The organism is Allobosea sp. CCNWLY174, from assembly GCF_037120455.1.
GTDB lineage: Bacteria > Pseudomonadota > Alphaproteobacteria > Rhizobiales > Beijerinckiaceae > Allobosea > Allobosea lupini.
In genome coordinates this window covers 300,978-316,105 of sequence record NZ_JBBBBQ010000003.1, presented here as the reverse complement: position 1 = coordinate 316,105, position 15,128 = coordinate 300,978, and the positions used below count along the sequence as shown (strand labels likewise).

At 67.3% G+C, this 15,128-nt stretch carries 18 protein-coding genes and 2 tRNA genes; 12 read left to right on the top strand and 8 right to left on the bottom strand.

Annotated features, from left to right (window positions below; translation table 11 throughout):
* Nucleotides 1-888, top strand: coding sequence for an MBL fold metallo-hydrolase (locus tag V7S63_RS12500; protein ID WP_336530450.1), 888 nt, complete (start codon nucleotides 1-3; stop codon nucleotides 886-888).
* Nucleotides 889-898: 10 nt separating this feature from the next.
* Here V7S63_RS12500 and V7S63_RS12495 read toward each other — a convergent pair whose 3' ends face one another.
* From V7S63_RS12495 to V7S63_RS12485, 3 genes are read right to left on the bottom strand one after another with little or no spacing between them, the layout of a single operon-like run.
* On the bottom strand, nucleotides 899-1,972 hold the full coding sequence (locus tag V7S63_RS12495; RefSeq protein ID WP_336530449.1) for a YeeE/YedE family protein: 1,074 nt from the start codon (nucleotides 1,970-1,972) through the stop codon (nucleotides 899-901).
* Between the two features lie 28 nt (nucleotides 1,973-2,000).
* A complete protein-coding gene (locus V7S63_RS12490) occupies nucleotides 2,001-2,381 on the bottom strand; it encodes an ArsR/SmtB family transcription factor (protein ID WP_091837552.1) in 381 nt (126 codons plus the stop codon).
* The gene (locus V7S63_RS12485) at nucleotides 2,378-2,686 is read right to left on the bottom strand and encodes a hypothetical protein (RefSeq protein WP_336530448.1); all 309 of its coding nucleotides are present in this window, start codon (nucleotides 2,684-2,686) and stop codon (nucleotides 2,378-2,380) included. Before V7S63_RS12485 ends, V7S63_RS12490 begins: the two co-directional genes overlap by 4 nt.
* A 176-nt stretch (nucleotides 2,687-2,862) precedes the next feature.
* Here V7S63_RS12485 and V7S63_RS12480 point away from each other — a divergent pair, with 176 nt between their 5' ends.
* A complete protein-coding gene (locus V7S63_RS12480) occupies nucleotides 2,863-3,381 on the top strand; it encodes a thioredoxin family protein (protein WP_336530447.1) in 519 nt (172 codons plus the stop codon).
* Between the two features lie 18 nt (nucleotides 3,382-3,399).
* Here the strand turns inward: V7S63_RS12480 and V7S63_RS12475 are convergent, their stop codons facing one another.
* Together V7S63_RS12475 and V7S63_RS12470 are read right to left on the bottom strand one after the other, a co-directional pair.
* Entirely contained in the window at nucleotides 3,400-3,936 is a 537-nt protein-coding gene (locus V7S63_RS12475; protein WP_336530446.1) for a chromate transporter, read from the bottom strand.
* Between the two features lie 11 nt (nucleotides 3,937-3,947).
* Complete coding sequence (locus tag V7S63_RS12470) at nucleotides 3,948-4,496, bottom strand: chromate transporter (protein WP_336530445.1); 549 nt, start codon at nucleotides 4,494-4,496, stop codon at nucleotides 3,948-3,950.
* An 81-nt stretch (nucleotides 4,497-4,577) separates the two neighbouring features.
* On the opposite strand from V7S63_RS12470, the gene V7S63_RS12465 reads away from it, so the two are divergent.
* Together V7S63_RS12465 and V7S63_RS12460 are read left to right on the top strand one after the other, a co-directional pair.
* On the top strand, nucleotides 4,578-4,958 hold the full coding sequence (locus V7S63_RS12465; protein ID WP_336530444.1) for a heavy-metal-associated domain-containing protein: 381 nt from the start codon (nucleotides 4,578-4,580) through the stop codon (nucleotides 4,956-4,958).
* A gap of 8 nt (nucleotides 4,959-4,966) precedes the next feature.
* Entirely contained in the window at nucleotides 4,967-5,446 is a 480-nt protein-coding gene (locus V7S63_RS12460; protein ID WP_091837565.1) for a DUF411 domain-containing protein, read from the top strand.
* Between the two features lie 28 nt (nucleotides 5,447-5,474).
* Here V7S63_RS12460 and V7S63_RS12455 read toward each other — a convergent pair whose 3' ends face one another.
* The gene (locus tag V7S63_RS12455; protein WP_336530443.1) at nucleotides 5,475-6,401 is read right to left on the bottom strand and encodes a LysR family transcriptional regulator; all 927 of its coding nucleotides are present in this window, start codon (nucleotides 6,399-6,401) and stop codon (nucleotides 5,475-5,477) included.
* A 79-nt stretch (nucleotides 6,402-6,480) separates the two neighbouring features.
* Here V7S63_RS12455 and mdlC point away from each other — a divergent pair, with 79 nt between their 5' ends.
* Genes mdlC through V7S63_RS12425 form a run of 6 tightly spaced genes read left to right on the top strand, consistent with a single transcriptional unit; the run spans nucleotide 6,481 to nucleotide 13,540 of the window.
* The gene (gene mdlC / locus V7S63_RS12450) at nucleotides 6,481-8,094 is read left to right on the top strand and encodes a benzoylformate decarboxylase (protein ID WP_336530442.1); all 1,614 of its coding nucleotides are present in this window, start codon (nucleotides 6,481-6,483) and stop codon (nucleotides 8,092-8,094) included.
* Nucleotides 8,095-8,111: 17 nt separating this feature from the next.
* Nucleotides 8,112-9,566, top strand: a complete 1,455-nt coding sequence (locus tag V7S63_RS12445; protein ID WP_336530441.1) for an aldehyde dehydrogenase — start codon at nucleotides 8,112-8,114, stop codon at nucleotides 9,564-9,566.
* An 8-nt stretch (nucleotides 9,567-9,574) separates the two neighbouring features.
* Nucleotides 9,575-10,498 carry a ketopantoate reductase family protein gene (locus V7S63_RS12440; protein ID WP_336530440.1) on the top strand — a complete coding sequence of 308 codons (924 nt, stop codon included), beginning with the start codon at nucleotides 9,575-9,577 and terminating at the stop codon, nucleotides 10,496-10,498.
* Nucleotides 10,499-10,549: 51 nt separating this feature from the next.
* The gene (locus tag V7S63_RS12435; protein WP_336530439.1) at nucleotides 10,550-11,098 is read left to right on the top strand and encodes a TRAP transporter small permease; all 549 of its coding nucleotides are present in this window, start codon (nucleotides 10,550-10,552) and stop codon (nucleotides 11,096-11,098) included.
* On the top strand, nucleotides 11,095-12,429 hold the full coding sequence (locus tag V7S63_RS12430) for a TRAP transporter large permease (protein WP_091837575.1): 1,335 nt from the start codon (nucleotides 11,095-11,097) through the stop codon (nucleotides 12,427-12,429). The genes V7S63_RS12435 and V7S63_RS12430 overlap by 4 nt, the downstream gene beginning before the upstream one ends.
* 46 nt (nucleotides 12,430-12,475) lie before the next feature.
* Nucleotides 12,476-13,540: a TRAP transporter substrate-binding protein gene (locus V7S63_RS12425; RefSeq protein ID WP_336530438.1), complete on the top strand. Its 1,065-nt coding sequence runs from the start codon at nucleotides 12,476-12,478 to the stop codon at nucleotides 13,538-13,540.
* Nucleotides 13,541-13,674: 134 nt separating this feature from the next.
* Here V7S63_RS12425 and V7S63_RS12420 read toward each other — a convergent pair whose 3' ends face one another.
* Both V7S63_RS12420 and V7S63_RS12415 read right to left on the bottom strand, forming a co-directional pair.
* Nucleotides 13,675-13,905, bottom strand: a complete 231-nt coding sequence (locus V7S63_RS12420; RefSeq protein ID WP_100961822.1) for a hypothetical protein — start codon at nucleotides 13,903-13,905, stop codon at nucleotides 13,675-13,677.
* 172 nt (nucleotides 13,906-14,077) lie between these two features.
* Nucleotides 14,078-14,152, bottom strand: a tRNA-Gln gene (locus V7S63_RS12415).
* A gap of 192 nt (nucleotides 14,153-14,344) precedes the next feature.
* On the opposite strand from V7S63_RS12415, the gene V7S63_RS12410 reads away from it, so the two are divergent.
* Together V7S63_RS12410 and V7S63_RS12405 are read left to right on the top strand one after the other, a co-directional pair.
* Nucleotides 14,345-14,421, top strand: a tRNA-Pro gene (locus V7S63_RS12410).
* Nucleotides 14,422-14,773: 352 nt separating this feature from the next.
* Nucleotides 14,774-15,124: an Ig-like domain-containing protein gene (locus V7S63_RS12405; protein WP_143079735.1), complete on the top strand. Its 351-nt coding sequence runs from the start codon at nucleotides 14,774-14,776 to the stop codon at nucleotides 15,122-15,124.
* The last annotated feature ends 4 nt before the right edge of the window (nucleotides 15,125-15,128 follow it).

The window sequence follows — 15,128 nt, the reverse complement described above, 5'->3', positions numbered from 1 at the left end:
ATGCTGACGCGTCGCCTGTTCGTCACTGCCGGCGCCTGCGCCCTGGCCTCATCGGCCCTGGCGCAGGTCGTGGCGACGCTCGGCTCCGGCGAGGAGACGCTGACCATCCTAAGCGACGGCAGCTTCGAATTGCCGCTGTCGATGCTGGCGCGCGACATCGCACCGGCCGAGCTCGCCGCGCAGGCGAAGCAGAGCGGGCCGACACGCTCGGTCCTCAACGTCACCTGCCTGCAGCGCGGCAAGGACGTCGTCCTGTTTGATTGCGGCTCGGGCGCCAACTTCCTCGCCGGCTCGGGCAAGCTCGCCGAGAGCCTGAAGACGGCCGGGATCGAGCCCGACGCGGTGACGCATGTGCTGTTCACCCATCTCCATCCCGGTCATTTCTGGGGCGCGCTCGACGAGTTCGACAGCCCGCTCTTTCCCAATGCCCGCTGGCTCGTCGCCGCGCCCGAGATCGGCTTCTGGAGCGATCCCAAGGTCTATGGGCGCCTGCCCGAGGATAGGCACGCCTTCGCCGCCGGGGCGCAGCGCATCGCCAAGGAGCTCGGCGACAAGCTCGAGCGGCTGGAGCCCGGCAGCGAGTGGCTGCCCGGCATCGAGGCGGTGGCGACGCCCGGCCACACGCCCGGCCATGTCTCCTTCGCGTTAAAGGCGGCCGGCGGTCCGGTCATGGTGCTGGGCGATGCGCTGACGCATCCGTTGATCTCGTTCGCGCGGCCGGACTGGCGCCCGGCTTCCGACCACGACGCAGATCTCGCCGTCGCAACGCGGCGCAAGCTGCTCGACCGGCTTGCCCAGGAGAAGGGGCAGATCATCGGCTACCATCTGCCCGGTGCGGTCGGACGGGTCGAGCAGCAGGGCACCGCCTACCGCTTCGTCTCAACCTGATCGCAGGCCGTCAGCCGCGCTGCCACAGGCCTCTGATCGAGCCTTCGACCAGGAAGGCGATGCCGATCCGCGCGCCGATCATCATGCCGGCGACCGCCAGCGGCCAGGACAGCGCCAGCATCGAGCCGGCAGAGATGCCCTGTCCGATCGTGCAGCCACCGGCGAGCACGCCGCCGCCGCCCATCAGCACGGCACCGAGGAGATGGCGGCGCATCTCGCGGTCGTCGTCGAAGGCTTCCCAACGGAATTCCCGGTCGTAGAGCGCCGACAGGAACGAGCCGAGCGTGACGCCGGCCAGCGTGCCGATGCCGAATTCAAGCAGAACCGAGGGCGCGCTCAGCACGGCATAGAGCGCCCGGCCGACCGGCGAGACGAAGGTCAGGCTCTGCGCCCGCGGCACGGTCTCGAAGGCATCGACGGCGATGCCGGTCACCCACCAGCCGGCGACGACGGCGAGGCCGAGCGTCAAGCCTGCCAGCAGCAGGCGTGGCGAGCGGCGCAGGCGCGGGTCGAGCGCAACGATGGCGATCAGGACGATGGCCCCGACAGCAGTGATCAGGACACGTGCGGCCGGAGCGCCGAGATAGGTCAGGATGCCGGCGAGATCGCCCTTGAGGCCGCCGGGCAGCGGCCAGTAGACCTTCTCCAGCACCTCGATCCGGATCGGGGCCAACATGCCGCGCAGCGTCGCATAGGCGACCGCGCCGAACACCATCATCACGATCAGGCTGCGCAGGTCGCCCGAGCCGAGCCGGATCAGCGAGCCGAAGCCGCAGGTGCCCACCAGCGCCATGCCGAGACCGAACAAGGTGCTGCCGACGAGGATCGACAGCCAGGGCAAGGCGGCCTGGACATAGGTGGAATTGGCGGGGTCGAGCAGATTGAGCCCGATCAGCGCCTGCGTGCCTATCAGCGCGATCGCGAGCGCAAGGCCAAAAATCCTGATGCGGCGCGTGTCGCCGCCCATCCAGGCATCCTCGACCGCACCGAAGGAGCAAAGGCGCGCGCGGCGGACGGTGAAGCCGCAGGCGGCGCCGACGGCGACACCAGCCAGTGCCGCGCCCCAGGCCGGCAGCTCGATCATGGCAATCGCCGCTGGCCGCTATTGGCGCTCACGATTTGCCGGCTTCGGGTCCGGGCGGATTGCAGAAGATGTCGTAGATCACGGCGATGACGCGCCGGACATCGTCGCTGGCGAGGCTGTAATAGATCGCCTTGCCGTCGCGGCGGGTGGTGACGAGCTGGTCGAGGCGCAGGCGCGCGAGCTGCTGCGAGACCATGGGCTGGCGCAGCGAGAGCAGGTTCTCCAGCTCGGTGACCGTCCGCTCGCGCTCGGCCAGCAGGCAGAGCAGCAGCAAGCGGTTCTCATGCGAGAGCGCTTTCAGGAAATCGCTGGCTTTGCGGGCCTTGCGCATCAGCTGGTCGAGCTCGGGCGAGAACTCGGCGCCGTCGCGCAGTTCGGTTTCGAGCGCTTTCGAGACGATCGCGGTCATTGGGTCTGTGCGCCTGATCGTTGAACCTGAGGAGTCTCAATGACAGCAACCAGCCGCCCGAGCAAACCCCAGAACATGTCGTCGTTGAGATAGCCGGTGATCCGGCCGACTTCCTGGCCCTCCTCCATCAGCACGAAGGTCGGCGTCGCCATCACCGGCTCGCGCAGGCCCTCGCCCCGCACGCCGCCGGCCGGCAGGTCGACCCGCCGCAGCGGCGCCGCCTTGCCTTCGGGCGTCCTGGCATAGACCGGCGCGGCCTCGCGCTCGAAGCGCAAGCAGAACGGGCAGCCATTGCGCGTGTACATCACGAGCTCGGCTGCGAAGGCTGGCCGCGATAGGGCCGGCAGCGAGAGCAATAGCGACAACGTGAACGCTGCCGCGAGCCCTGCCCGATATCTGCCGCTTGCAATCATTCGCCGAACATAGTCGTATTCATATGTTTATACCAGAGCCTGATGAAGCTCGGCGCGGAGGCGACGGCATGATCACACGACGCAGCCTGCTGGCGAGCGCGGTGCTGGGAATGTCGGCGGCGCCGAGTTTCGCCAAGGCAAAGCTCAGCGAGGATGGGCTCTACCAGGAGGACTGGTATGTCGAGAGCTTTCTCGACCTCGCCGAGGACCTGACCAATGCGAACCAGGCCGGCAAGCGCTTCACGATCCTCTGGGGCCTGCGCAACTGCCCGGCCTGCCGGCGCATGCACGAGGTTCATCTCGCCGACCCCGCCATCGAGACCTATATCCGCGACAATTTCGCGGTGCTGCACCTCAACATTCTCGGCGCCCGCGAGGTCACCGATTTCGGCGGGGGCAAGCTGACCGAGAAGGCGCTGGCGAAGCACTACGGCATCGAGGGCACGCCGGCGATCCAGTTCTTCCCGACCAGCGCCGTCGGGCTCGCGGCGAAGCCGCCAAGGGAGCGCGAGGTCGCGCGCATGGCCTCGCTGCTGGAGCCGCAGGCCTTCATCGCCCAGTTCCGCGCTGTCAGGAACGGCGTGTGAAACCGGACGCCCGGCCGCCTAGACCAGCGCCAGCATGTGCAGGCCAATGAAGCAGCCGGCCCCGGCTCCGATCAGCAACAGCGGGTTGACCGGCGTCAGCATCAGGAGCGCGGTCGAGAGCAAGGCGAGACCGCGCGCGAACCAGCCGCCGTCGAGCGCCTGGATCAGGACATAGCTCGCCGCCAGGATCATCCCGGCCGCGACCGGCCGCAGGCCCGTCTCCAGCGCCGTGAGGATGCGGGCGCCCTGATAGCGCGACCACAGGCTGGTCACCGCATAGATCAGCACCGCCGTCGGCCCGAAGATGCCGACCGTCGCGGCGAGCGCCCCCCAGAAGCCGGCGATCTGCCAGCCGATCAGAGTCGCCAGCAGCGAACCCGGCCCGGGCGCCAGCCGGGCGATGGCGAAGGCGTCGACGAATTGCGAGGCGCTCAGCCAGTGGGTCACGTCGACGATCTGGCGGTGCATGTCGGCGATCGCGCTCTGGCCGCCGCCGATCGTGACCAGCGACAGCGGCAGGAAGACGAGGAGGATGCTGAAGGCGGTGGGCGGCATCGCTGGCCTCTTCAGGCCTGATGATAGGCCACGGCGACGCTGAGCGAGCCGATGCCGAGCACCGTCCAGAGCAGCGGCCAGTGCAGGACCACGACAGCGATGAAGGTCGCGGCCATGACGGCGAGCGGGAAGATTCGCCGCGGCACGCGCCGCGCCGCCGTCAGCCCCATCGCCAGCGACAGGCCGATCGCCGCGGCGGCCGCGCCGTCGAGCGCGACATGGCTGAGCTCGTAGCCGGAGATCGAGGCGAAGGCGCTGCCGATCAGGACGATGACGATCGCGGCCGGGACGACGATGCCGAGCCAGGAGGCGGCGGCCCCGGCCCGCCCGGCCAGTCTGTAGCCGATCCAGATCGCCATATTGGTGACGTTGACGCCGGGCAGCGCCTGCGCGATCGAGAGGCCGTTCAGGAAATCCTCCTCGCTCAGCAGGCGGCGGCGCTGCACGAACTCCCGCAGCATCCAGCCGCTGAGCCCGCCGCCGAAGCTGGTCAGGCCGATGCGGGCGAAGATCAGAAAGAGCTGCAGCGGCGTCGGCCGCGGGACGTCTGGCTCGGACATGGGCGTTCGTGGCAGCCTCGTCTTTCCCGCGAACAATGCAGGCTTTGCGCCGCCCGGCCAGCCCCATGCTGCATATCCGGCATGAGCGTCACGGCGTGTCGCCGGCGCCGGCAAGAAAAGCGCGAAAGGCGCTTGACCTTGCCATCGTTGGAAGGTGCAGAGTGCGCCAATCACCAGTCGAAGGACTTTGCCGCCATGTGCTCCTGCCAGCAGCATTCGACCACCGCTTCAGCTGTCACACCCACCCCCGGCGGTGCGGTCAGCTTTCGCGTCGAGGATATGGCCTGCGGCCATTGCGCCGGCGCGATCAAGCAGGCGGTCGAGGGCAAGGTCCCCGGCACTTCCGTTACCGCCGATCCCGGGTCGAAGTTGGTCAGCGTGCAGGGCAGCGCCGATGTCGCCGCGATCAGGTCGGCCATCAGCGCGGCCGGTTATACGCCGGGCGAGGAACTTGTCGATTGAGGCGGAGCATGGCCAACGAGCTCACCCTCTCCCGCCGCGCACTGCTGTTCGGCGCCGCCGCATTCGCGCTGCCGCGACCGGCTGATGCCGCCGAGGCGCTGCCGAAGATGGTCGTGACGCGCGATCCGAACTGCGGCTGCTGCGGCAACTGGGTCAAGCATGTGCAGGCGGCCGGCTTCCCGGTCGAGGTGGTCGAGGTCGCGGACGTCGCGCCGCTCAAGCTGAAGCTCGGCGTGCCCGATGCGCTCGCCTCCTGCCACACCGCCGAGATCGGCGGCTATGTGCTGGAGGGCCATGTTCCGGCGCAGGCGATCAAGCGCCTGCTTGCCGAGCGACCGAAGGTGATCGGCCTCGCCGTCGCCGGCATGCCCGTCGGTTCGCCCGGCATGGAAGTGCCGGGTCAGGCGCCCGACATTTATGACGTCGTGGTCTTCTCGGCCGGCCGGCAGAACGTCTTCGCGCGCTATCGCGGATCACAGCCGATCTGACGATCCTCACGCCAGCGAACGGACTGTCCTAGCCGCCTGGATCGGCTCGCTGCTGATTGCGAAACAGCTCCAGGATGACCTCCCGCGCCCAGCGCAGCATCGCGTTCTGGGCATGCCGCCGGCTCCAGTGCAGCGCGACGCTGAAATCGCGCTGCGGCAGCGCCGGCTCGAGAAGGGCGAAGGCGCCGAGCGGCTCGAGGTGCAGACCGATCTGGCGCGGCATCAGCACGGCGAGGTCGGTAGCGCGGATGATCGGCGGCAGCGCCATGAAGCTCGAGACGACCAGCCGGATGCGCGGGTCGAGATGCAGCATCTCCAGCATGCGCTGCGTCTGGGCATGCGAGCGCACCGCAACGAAGTCGAGCTTCGCGATATCGTCGGCGCTCAAGGCGCCATCGACGGCCTGGCGGGTGACCGGATGGTCGGCGCGCACGAAGACCTGGTAGCGATCGCTCAGCATTTCCGCATGGGCGGTGCCGCCCACAGTCGGCAGGAAGCCGAGCGCGAAATGCAGCTGGCCGTTGTCCAGCGCCTCGGAGATCGCCTCATGCGGCCAGGCGCGCGCGACAATGCGCAGGTTCGGCGCGATCTCGCGAAAGGTCGTCATCAGCGGCGGCAGGAAGCGGCCTTCGCCGATATCGCTGAGATGCAGGCGCAGCTCGGCATCCGTCGTGGCAGGGTCGAAACGCTCGCCCTCGGTGAGGCCGGCTTCCAACAGGGCCAGCCCCGCCTGGACCGAATGCGCGAGACGCTCGGAGCGGGCGGTCGGCCTGACGCCGCCGGCGACGCGCTCGAACAGCGGGTCACGCAGCAGCAGCCGCAGGCGCGTCAGGGCCTGGCTGGTCGCGGGTTGCGAGAGGCCGAGCTCTTCGGCGGCGCGGCTGACATTGCGGGTGCGGTACACCGCATCGAACAGCCTCAGCAGGTTCAGGTCGATCGCATCGATATTCGCCATGCGAATAATACTTAGTCGCTTCATCTAATTGAGCAATGGCCAGTGTGCCGCCACAGTGTCTGCGATCCGAGGGACGCGCATGCCAGCCGACAGCCCATCCTCCCCTTCTCGCCCGAGCGTCCGCGACGCCGTGCTCGACCTGCTGCGCCAGCTCAAGATCGATACGGTCTTCGGCAATCCCGGCTCGACCGAACTGCCGATGTTCCGCGAGTACCCCGAGGACTTCCGCTATGTGCTCGGCCTGCAGGAAGCAGTCGTGGTCGGGATGGCCGACGGCTATGCCCAGGCGACGCGCAATGCGGCATTGGTCAACCTGCACTCGGCGGCCGGCGTCGGCCATGCCATGGGCAACATCTTCACGGCGTTCAAGAACCAGACGCCGCTGCTGATCACCGCCGGCCAGCAGGCCCGCTCGATCCTGCCCTTCGACCCGTTCCTCGCCTCGGTGCAGGCGACCGAGCTCCCGAAGCCTTACGTCAAATGGGCGACCGAGCCGGCGCGCGGTGCCGACCTGCCGCTCGCTCTGGCGCGGGCCTATCACATCGCGATGCAGCCGCCGCGCGGCCCGGTCTTCATCTCGATCCCTGCCGATGACTGGGACCAGCCGGGCGAACTCGTCCTGCCGCGCCGCGTCAGCCAGGCGCTTGCGCCGGCACCGGATGCGATCGCCGCGATCGCCGAACGCCTCAACGCGAGCAAACGGCCGGCCTTCGTCGTCGGCGCCGGCGTCGCCCGCGATTTGGCCGTCGCCGATGTCGTCGCGCTCGCCGAGCGCCATCAGGCCTCGGTCTATGTCCCACCGATGTGTGCGCGCTGCGGCTTTCCGGAGCGTCATCCCCAGTTCTGCGGATTCCTGCCGGCGATGCGCGAGAAGATCGTCGAGCGCCTGGCGCCGCACGACTTCATCCTGGTGTTGGGGGCGCCGGCCTTCACCTATCATGTCGAGGGTGACGGACCCCACGTTCCACCAGGAGCGCAGCTCGCGCAGATCGTCGACGATCCGCAGCAGGCCGCCTGGGCGCCGGTCGGCGACAGCGTCGTCGCCAGCCTGGACCTCGGCGTGCGGGCGCTGCTCAACGCGAGCGCTCCCAACGCCGAGCGCGAAGCGGCGCTGACCCGCCCCGTCCCGCCGCTGCCTTCGCCCGGCGTGCCGATGTCGGCCGCCTATGCGCTCTCGGTGATCGACCGGGAGCGCCATGCCGACGACGTCGTGGTCGAGGAGGCGCCGAGCACCCGCTCGACCATCCAGACCTATCTGCCGATGAACGGCGCCGACAGCTTCTACACCATGGCGAGCGGCGGTCTCGGCCACAGCATGCCGGCAGCGGTCGGCATCGCTCTGGCACGCCGGCGGATGAAGCTGCCGGGCCGGGTGATCGCGCTGATCGGCGACGGTTCCAGCCTCTATTCGATCCAGGCGCTCTACAGCGCCGCCCAGCTCGACCTGCCGATGACCTTCCTGATCCTCAACAATCGTCGCTATGCGGCGCTTCAGGATTTCGCGCCGGTCTTCGGTTACGCGCCGAACGACAAGCCGGCCGGGACCGAATTGCCGGGCCTCGATTTCGCGCAATTGGCCGGTGGGCAGGGCGTGCCGGGCGAGCGGGTCGAGCGACCCGAGGATCTCGCTCCGCGCCTGCGCGCCGCCTTCGCTGCGCCCGGCCCGAACCTGATCGACATCGTGATCGCCTGAGCTTCGAGGATTGAGAGATGACCGAGACCATCAACCTTCTGATCGACGGCAAGGCGGTCGCGGCGACCGGCGGGCGCGTCTTTGAGCGCCTGAATCCGCTCGACGGCTCGGTCGCCAGCCGCGCCGCCGCGGCGACGCCGGACGATGCCCGCGCTGCGGTCGAGGCCGCCGCCCGTGCTTTCCCGGCCTGGTCGCAGACGCCCCCCGCGAAGCGTCGCGAACTGCTGGTCAAGGGCGCGCATGCGCTGGAGGCGCGTGCTGTGGACTTCACGGCGGCGATGTCGGCGGAGACGGGGGCCTCCGCCATCTGGGCCGGCTTCAACGTCCATCTCGCCGCCGACATGCTGATCGAGGCCGCCGCGTTGACAACGCAGATCAGCGGCGAGGTCATCCCCTCCAATGTGCCTGGCAGCCTCGCCATGGCGGTGCGTCAGCCGGCCGGTGTCGTGCTCGGCATGGCGCCATGGAACGCACCGGTCATCCTCGCCACCCGCGCCGTCGCCGTGCCGCTCGCCTGCGGCAACACCGTCGTGCTGAAGGGCTCGGAGCTCTGCCCGCGCACCCATGGGCTGATCATCGCGGCGCTGCAGGAGGCGGGGTTGCCCGAGGGCGTCGTCAACTTCGTCACCAATGCGCCGGAGGATGCCGCCGAGGTCGTCGCGGCGATGGTGGCGCACCCTGCGGTCAGGCGCGTCAACTTCACCGGCTCGACCCATGTCGGTCGCATCATCGCCAAGCTCTGCGCCGAGCATCTGAAGCCGGTGGTGCTGGAGCTCGGCGGCAAGGCGCCAGCGCTCGTCCTCGATGATGCCGATCTCGACGCGGCGGTCACCGGCATCGCCTTCGGCGCATTCGCCAATTCCGGCCAGATCTGCATGTCGACCGAGCGCATCGTGGTCGATAGTGCGATAGCCGACGATTTCGTCACCCGGCTAGCGACCAAAGCAAAGAGCCTCCCGCTCGGCGATCCTCGCAAGGGACCAGTGGTGCTCGGCTCTGTCGTCGACATGAAGACATCCCAGCGCTGCAACGCCCTGATCGACGACGCGCTCGCCAAGGGTGCGACGCTGGTCTGCGGCGGCAAGTCGGAGACGACCTTGTTCCCGGCGACGCTGCTCGACCATGTCACCCCGGCTATGCGGATCTATGGCGAGGAGAGCTTCGGCCCGGTCAAGGCGATCGTGCGCGTCGACGGCGAGGAGGCGGCGATCGCCTGCGCCAACGACAATCCTTACGGGCTCTCGGCCGCCGTCTTCACCGGCGACACGGCGCGCGGCTGGCGTGTCGCTTCGCGGATCGAATCCGGCATATGCCATGTCAACGGCCCGACCGTGCACGACGAGGCGCAGATGCCCTTCGGCGGCGTCAAGAACAGCGGCTATGGCCGCTTCGGCGGGCGCGCCGGCATCGAGGCCTTCACCGAATTGCGCTGGCTGACGCTGCAGACCACGCAGCGCCACTACCCGTTCTAAACGTGCAGATGAGCCCGATCCGGATCTCGATACTCGGCGCCGGCGCGATGGGATCGCTGTTCGGCGGGCTCATGGCCGAAGCCGGGCATGCGGTCGAGCTCATCGACGTCAACCCGGCCCAGATCGCCGCGGTTCGCGACCAGGGCCTGCTGATCCGCAACGATGCCGGCGAGCGCCGGCTCGCGATCCCGATCAAGCGGCCGGAGGAGGCGACAAGACAGCCGGACTGGCTCATCGTCTTCACCAAGGCGATGCATACGCAAGGCGCGCTCGCGGCTGCCAGGCATCTCATCGGGCCGCAGACCCGCCTGCTCAGCCTGCAGAACGGGCTCGGGAACGCCGAGAAGCTGATGGCCTTCGCCGACGCCTCGCGCATCGCCATCGGCATGACCACCGTCCCGGCCGATCTCGTCGCGCCCGGTGAGGTGCATTCGCATGGTGAGAGCAAGACCCGCGTCGTCATGGCCGATGGCAGCGAGAACGCCGCACTCGCTGCGCTGGCGGCAGCGCTGGACGCGGCCGGGCTGCCCTGCACGGTCGATCCCGATGCGGTCGTCGCGATCTGGGAAAAGGTCGCCTTCAATGTGGCGCTGAACAGCCTGTGCGCGGTTACCCAGCGCACGGTCGGTGGCCTTGGCGCTGCGGCCGAAGGGCGGCGGCTCGCCCATGCCGTCGCGAGCGAGACTCTCGCCGTAGCGCAGGCGGAGGGGCTCGCGGTCCTGCCCGAGCGGACGCATGCGACGATCGACCATGCGCTCGACCACCATGGCGGGCACAAGCCCTCGATGCTGCAGGACCTGCTGGCGAAACGCCCGACCGAGATCGAGACGCTAAACGGCGCGATCGTTCGTGCCGCCGAAAGGCACGGCATCGCCGTTCCACGGACCGAGACGCTCTACGCATTGGTGAAACTGGCGGAGCACGCCGCCTGACGACCGGACGCGGGACAACTCGCGCCGGCAGGAATGAGGGGAGAAGCGCAGATGCAGGAACCCGTGCCGGGCGCACCGGCGAACGATCCGATCGTCTTCGGGCCGTCAGGGCGCGTGCTGCTGGCCGTCGCGAAAGTCCTGGCGATCGTCGGCGGGCTGCTCTTCGTCGGGCTCGTCGCGATGTCGATCGTCTCGATCGTCGGCCGCAAGCTGTTCTCCGCCCCGGTCCCCGGCGATGTCGAGCTCCTGCAGATGATCGCCGCTGCCGCCTCCGCTGCCTTCTTTGCCTATTGCCACCTCAACCATGGCGACGTGAAGGTCGACTTCTTCACCGCCGCGGCCCCGCCCTGGGTCAACCACCTGCTCGACGCCTTCGGCTCGCTCCTGGTCGGGCTGGTCGGAGCCGTCCTGACCTGGCGCGTCTATGTCGGCGCGATCGGCACCCGGCAGGATGGCGAAACCTCGGCGATCCTCGATATTCCGATCTGGTGGGCGCAGATCGCGATGGCGCCGGGCTTTGCGATGCTGGCGCTGGCCGGCTTCTACATGGCGACACGCCATGCCCAGGAAGCCCTGCATCGCGAGGAGGCCCGTCGATGAGCGGAATCTCGATCGGCTTCACCATCTTCGCCTGCCTGCTGGCGCTCATGGCGTTCCGCGTGCCGATCGGCATCGCGATGTTCGTCGCGGGCTCCGGTGGCTATGTCTACCTGATGGGCGGCAACTGGGCGCCCTGGCTCAATATCCTGAAATCCATTCCCTATGCTCGCCTGTCGAACTACGACCTGACGGTCATCCCGCTCTTCCTGCTGATGGGCCAGTTTGCGACCCATGGCGGCCTGTCGGCGAGCCTGTTCCGCTGCGTCAGCGCCTTCATCGGCCATCGCCGCGGCGGCGTCGCCATGGCGGCGATCGGCGCCTGCGCCGGCTTCGGCGCGATCTGCGGCTCCTCGCTGGCAACCGCAGCGACGATGGGCCAGGTCGCCCTGCCCGAGCTGCGCCGCTACCGCTATTCCGGCAGCCTCGCCACCGGCGCGCTCGCCGCCGGCGGCACGCTCGGGATCATGATCCCGCCCTCGGTGCCGCTGGTGATCTACGCGATCCTGACGCAGGAATCGATCGGCAAGCTGTTCATGGCCGCCGTGCTGCCCGGCCTGATCGCGATGTTCGGCTACATGTTCGTGGTGCAGCTGATCGTGCGGCGCAATCCCGAGGCAGGCCCGGCCGGCCCGCGCGTGCCGTGGCCGGAGCGGCTCAAGGTGCTGGCCGGCGTGTTTCCGGTGATCCTCGTCTTCGTGCTGGTGATCGTCGGCATCTATGGCGGCTGGGCGACGCCGACCGAGGCTGCCGCGATCGGCGCCGCGGCCTGCGGCGCGATCGCGGTGATCAGCGGCGGCATGCGCTGGCGCGGGCTGATCGACAGCGCGCTCGGCACGGCGCAGGCGACGGCGATGATCCTGCTCGTCCTGCTCGGCGCCGACATGCTGAACACGGCGCTCGCTCTGTCGCAGATGCCGGCCGAGCTCGCAGGCTGGGTCAAGGACAGCGGCCTCGCACCGCTCTTCGTGCTGGCGATGATCCTGCTGATCTACATCCTGCTCGGCTGCGTCATGGACTCGCTGGCGATGATCCTGCTGACGATCCCGATCTTCTATCCGATGATCGTCGGGCTCGATTTCTACGGCATGTCGGTCGAGGACAAGTCGATCTGGTTCGGCATCCTGGCGCTGATGGTGGTCGAGATCGGCCTGGTGCATCCGCCGGTCGGGATGAACGTCTACATCATCAACCGCCTCGCCAAGGACGTGCCGCTGGTCGAGACCTTCAAGGGCGTGATGCCCTTCCTGGCCTCCGACCTCGTCCGCATCGTCCTCCTCGTCGCCTTCCCCTCGATCTCGCTCGTCCTGGTCAAGGCATTCGGCGCGCTGTGAGGCCGTTCACCGAGAAGCAGACAACAACCACGCAGGGAGGTGCAGCATGAGCAAGCAACGGAAGTCCATCCTCAATCGGTTCCGCAATGGCCTGTTGGCTGTCGGCGGGCTGGCAGGCCTGCTGGCGGCGACCCCGGCCTCGGCGCAGCAGGTCGTCATCCGCGTCCACCATTTCCTGCCCTCGACCTCGAGCGCGCAGGTCAAGCTGATCCAGCCCTGGTGCGACAAGATCGCCAAGGAATCCGGCGACAGGCTGAAATGCCAGATCTACCCGGCGATGCAGCTCGGCGGCACCCCGGCGCAGCTCTTCGACCAGGTGCGCGACGGCGTCGTCGACGCGATCTGGACCGTGCCGACCTATGCGGCCGGCCGCTTCGCCAAATCCGAGGTCTTCGAGCTGCCTTGGATGGTGGTGACGGCCAAGGCCGGCAGCAGCGCTTTCTGGGACTATGTCGAGAAGAACGCGCAGGACGAGTACAGGGGCGTGAAGCGCCTGTTCATGCATGTCCATGACGGCGCGCTCTTCCACTTCACCAGCAAGCAGCCGAAGACGCTTGCCGACATCAAGGGGCTGAAGATCCGGGCCGCGACGCGCGCCAATTCGAAGATGATCGCCGCGCTCGGCGCGACCCCGGTGCAGATGCCGCTGCCGGCCGTCCCGGAATCGCTCGCCAAGGGGGTCGTCGACGGCGCGGCGGTGCCGTGGGAGGGCTCGCCGGCGATCAAGCTCGCCGAGATCGCCAAATACCATCTCAACGTGCCAGCCGGAGCTCCCCGCATCTCGAACACGATCTTCCTGTTCGGGATGAACCAGGCGAAATACGACAGCCTGCCGGCCGATCTGAAGACGGTGATCGACGCCAATAGCGGGCCGCAGACCTCGGCCTGGGCTGGCGAGACTGGCTTCGACGCGGTGGTCGAGCCCTTCAAGAAGCAGGCGGCGGATCTGGGCGGCGTTTTCTATGACCTGCCGCAGGACGAATACAAGCGCTGGGTCGACGCCACCGCCTCGGTCGAGGAGGAGTGGGTCAAGGAGGTCAGCGCCAAGGGTGCGGACGGCAAGAAGCTGCTCGCGGAGGCCCGCGCGCTGATCCAGCAATACGGCAAGTAAGCCGGAGCACTATTGCGATGAAAGCCGGCCGCCGATCATCGGCGCCGGCGATGATCGGGACGTCGCGGCGGAAGGGGTCAGGGCTCCCTCTCCGTTATGCTTCTGCCGATCTCCATCCGCGAGCGCCCCCACCCTCATTCGTCCTCTCGGTGAATGGGACGCGCACCCTCCGAGAACAGCCCGCGCAGATAGCCACGCGACACCGAGCGATCGGCATCGGCAAGCAGCACGAGGAAGTCGTGCGCCAGCGCCCGCAGCGCCGCGAGCTCGGAGCCGTGCTCTTCGAGCAACTCGGCGATCATCCCCGTGATTTCGGCGTCGAGGGACGCGTCCTCGACCCGCTGGTCGGCTGGCAGCGCTGACATGGTTCTCACTCTCAATTTGAGAACATAATGAGAACATGCGAGCTGAGAGAGTCAAGCCGACCGGACGTTGTAAACGGCGCGATGGCACTCGCGAATGACCGTTTTGGGTCGGAGGCGGACATCGCAGGGCGCAAAAAGTCGCGTGCGACCAGCCAAGACCGTCAGGAGAGCGTGGCTGGGGCGCCAGGATTCGAACCTGGGAATGGCGGTACCAAAAACCGCTGCCTTACCGCTTGGCGACGCCCCAATCTGCGCTGCGTTCTAGAGCGCGTCGCAGCGACGCGCAACAGCGGATCGTCCTGTCCGGGGGTGACATCCGCAGAGCCCCTCGCATAGCCGGGGCCTGGCGCCGGAGCTCTTCCGAAAAAGATCGCGCGACCCGTGCCCTTGGCTGTTGCGCTGCGGCGAGCGGCTGGCTATAAGCCGGCCACCAGTTGATCGGAGTGTGGCTCAGCCTGGTAGAGCACCTCGTTCGGGACGAGGGGGTCGCAGGTTCAAATCCTGCCACTCCGACCAAAATTTCCCGAGATATCGCAAGTAGTTAGAGACAGGGCCGGATCGGCCCTTTTTCTTTGACCGGCAGAATTGCCGACAGAAACGAAGAGACCGCCGCCACCTCTCGGTGACGACGGCCCGGTCCTTTCATTCGGCAGGTCACAGAACAGTGCGCGGCGTTCGCTTCATTGCCGGTCGTTGCTTCAGTATCTGCTGAGCCAGGATCTCAGCCCGGCGCATGATCTCTCCGTCGGCACGGCGCTTGACCCTATAAAATAAATGCGAAGAATATCGACATGATCGGAGCTCGCCAATCATGCTGAGAATTTTGGGCATTGGAGTAGTTTTTCTACTTGTGAGTACGACCTATTCCATGGCGCAGTTTCATCGTGAAAATTGCCACACCCAAGGGCCGCCATTCTATTTTGAAGAAAATAGCAAGATAACGCTTGCTACCGAAATGGATGAAAATGGCTGCCGATACGGTTTCGCCCCGATTAACAACAATCCGTTTCATAGCAGAAATACTGAGATGGTTTTTGAGAAAGCCGTTATTATGAAGGAGCCGACAAACGGGAATCTCTCCCAGTCCGGAGAGTTCTCGTTCTTTTACAAACCGAATAAAGGGTTCAGAGGGAAAGACTCGTTTGTCGTTTACATATGCGGTAGTTCGCTGAGAGGCTCCGGCTGCGCGCGCCTGACTTACAATGCGACAATCCGGTAGGAGC

What these genes read in the sequence shown, in the direction of transcription:
- V7S63_RS12445 (WP_336530441.1), top strand. Translation starts at nt 8,112, where the DNA reads ATGACCGAGACCATCAACCTTCTGATCGACGGCAAGGCGGTCGCGGCG.
- V7S63_RS12440 (WP_336530440.1), top strand. Translation starts at nt 9,575, where the DNA reads ATGAGCCCGATCCGGATCTCGATACTCGGCGCCGGCGCGATGGGATCG.
- V7S63_RS12420 (WP_100961822.1), bottom strand. Translation starts at nt 13,905, where the DNA reads ATGTCAGCGCTGCCAGCCGACCAGCGGGTCGAGGACGCGTCCCTCGAC.
- V7S63_RS12455 (WP_336530443.1), bottom strand. Translation starts at nt 6,401, where the DNA reads ATGGCGAATATCGATGCGATCGACCTGAACCTGCTGAGGCTGTTCGAT.
- V7S63_RS12500 (WP_336530450.1), top strand. Translation starts at nt 1, where the DNA reads ATGCTGACGCGTCGCCTGTTCGTCACTGCCGGCGCCTGCGCCCTGGCC.
- V7S63_RS12425 (WP_336530438.1), top strand. Translation starts at nt 12,476, where the DNA reads ATGAGCAAGCAACGGAAGTCCATCCTCAATCGGTTCCGCAATGGCCTG.
- V7S63_RS12435 (WP_336530439.1), top strand. Translation starts at nt 10,550, where the DNA reads ATGCAGGAACCCGTGCCGGGCGCACCGGCGAACGATCCGATCGTCTTC.
- V7S63_RS12490 (WP_091837552.1), bottom strand. Translation starts at nt 2,381, where the DNA reads ATGACCGCGATCGTCTCGAAAGCGCTCGAAACCGAACTGCGCGACGGC.
- V7S63_RS12485 (WP_336530448.1), bottom strand. Translation starts at nt 2,686, where the DNA reads ATGTACACGCGCAATGGCTGCCCGTTCTGCTTGCGCTTCGAGCGCGAG.
- mdlC (WP_336530442.1), top strand. Translation starts at nt 6,481, where the DNA reads ATGCCAGCCGACAGCCCATCCTCCCCTTCTCGCCCGAGCGTCCGCGAC.
- V7S63_RS12480 (WP_336530447.1), top strand. Translation starts at nt 2,863, where the DNA reads ATGATCACACGACGCAGCCTGCTGGCGAGCGCGGTGCTGGGAATGTCG.
- V7S63_RS12475 (WP_336530446.1), bottom strand. Translation starts at nt 3,936, where the DNA reads ATGCCGCCCACCGCCTTCAGCATCCTCCTCGTCTTCCTGCCGCTGTCG.
- V7S63_RS12495 (WP_336530449.1), bottom strand. Translation starts at nt 1,972, where the DNA reads ATGATCGAGCTGCCGGCCTGGGGCGCGGCACTGGCTGGTGTCGCCGTC.
- V7S63_RS12470 (WP_336530445.1), bottom strand. Translation starts at nt 4,496, where the DNA reads ATGTCCGAGCCAGACGTCCCGCGGCCGACGCCGCTGCAGCTCTTTCTG.
- V7S63_RS12405 (WP_143079735.1), top strand. Translation starts at nt 14,774, where the DNA reads ATGGCGCAGTTTCATCGTGAAAATTGCCACACCCAAGGGCCGCCATTC.
- V7S63_RS12430 (WP_091837575.1), top strand. Translation starts at nt 11,095, where the DNA reads ATGAGCGGAATCTCGATCGGCTTCACCATCTTCGCCTGCCTGCTGGCG.
- V7S63_RS12460 (WP_091837565.1), top strand. Translation starts at nt 4,967, where the DNA reads ATGGCCAACGAGCTCACCCTCTCCCGCCGCGCACTGCTGTTCGGCGCC.
- V7S63_RS12465 (WP_336530444.1), top strand. Translation starts at nt 4,578, where the DNA reads ATGAGCGTCACGGCGTGTCGCCGGCGCCGGCAAGAAAAGCGCGAAAGG.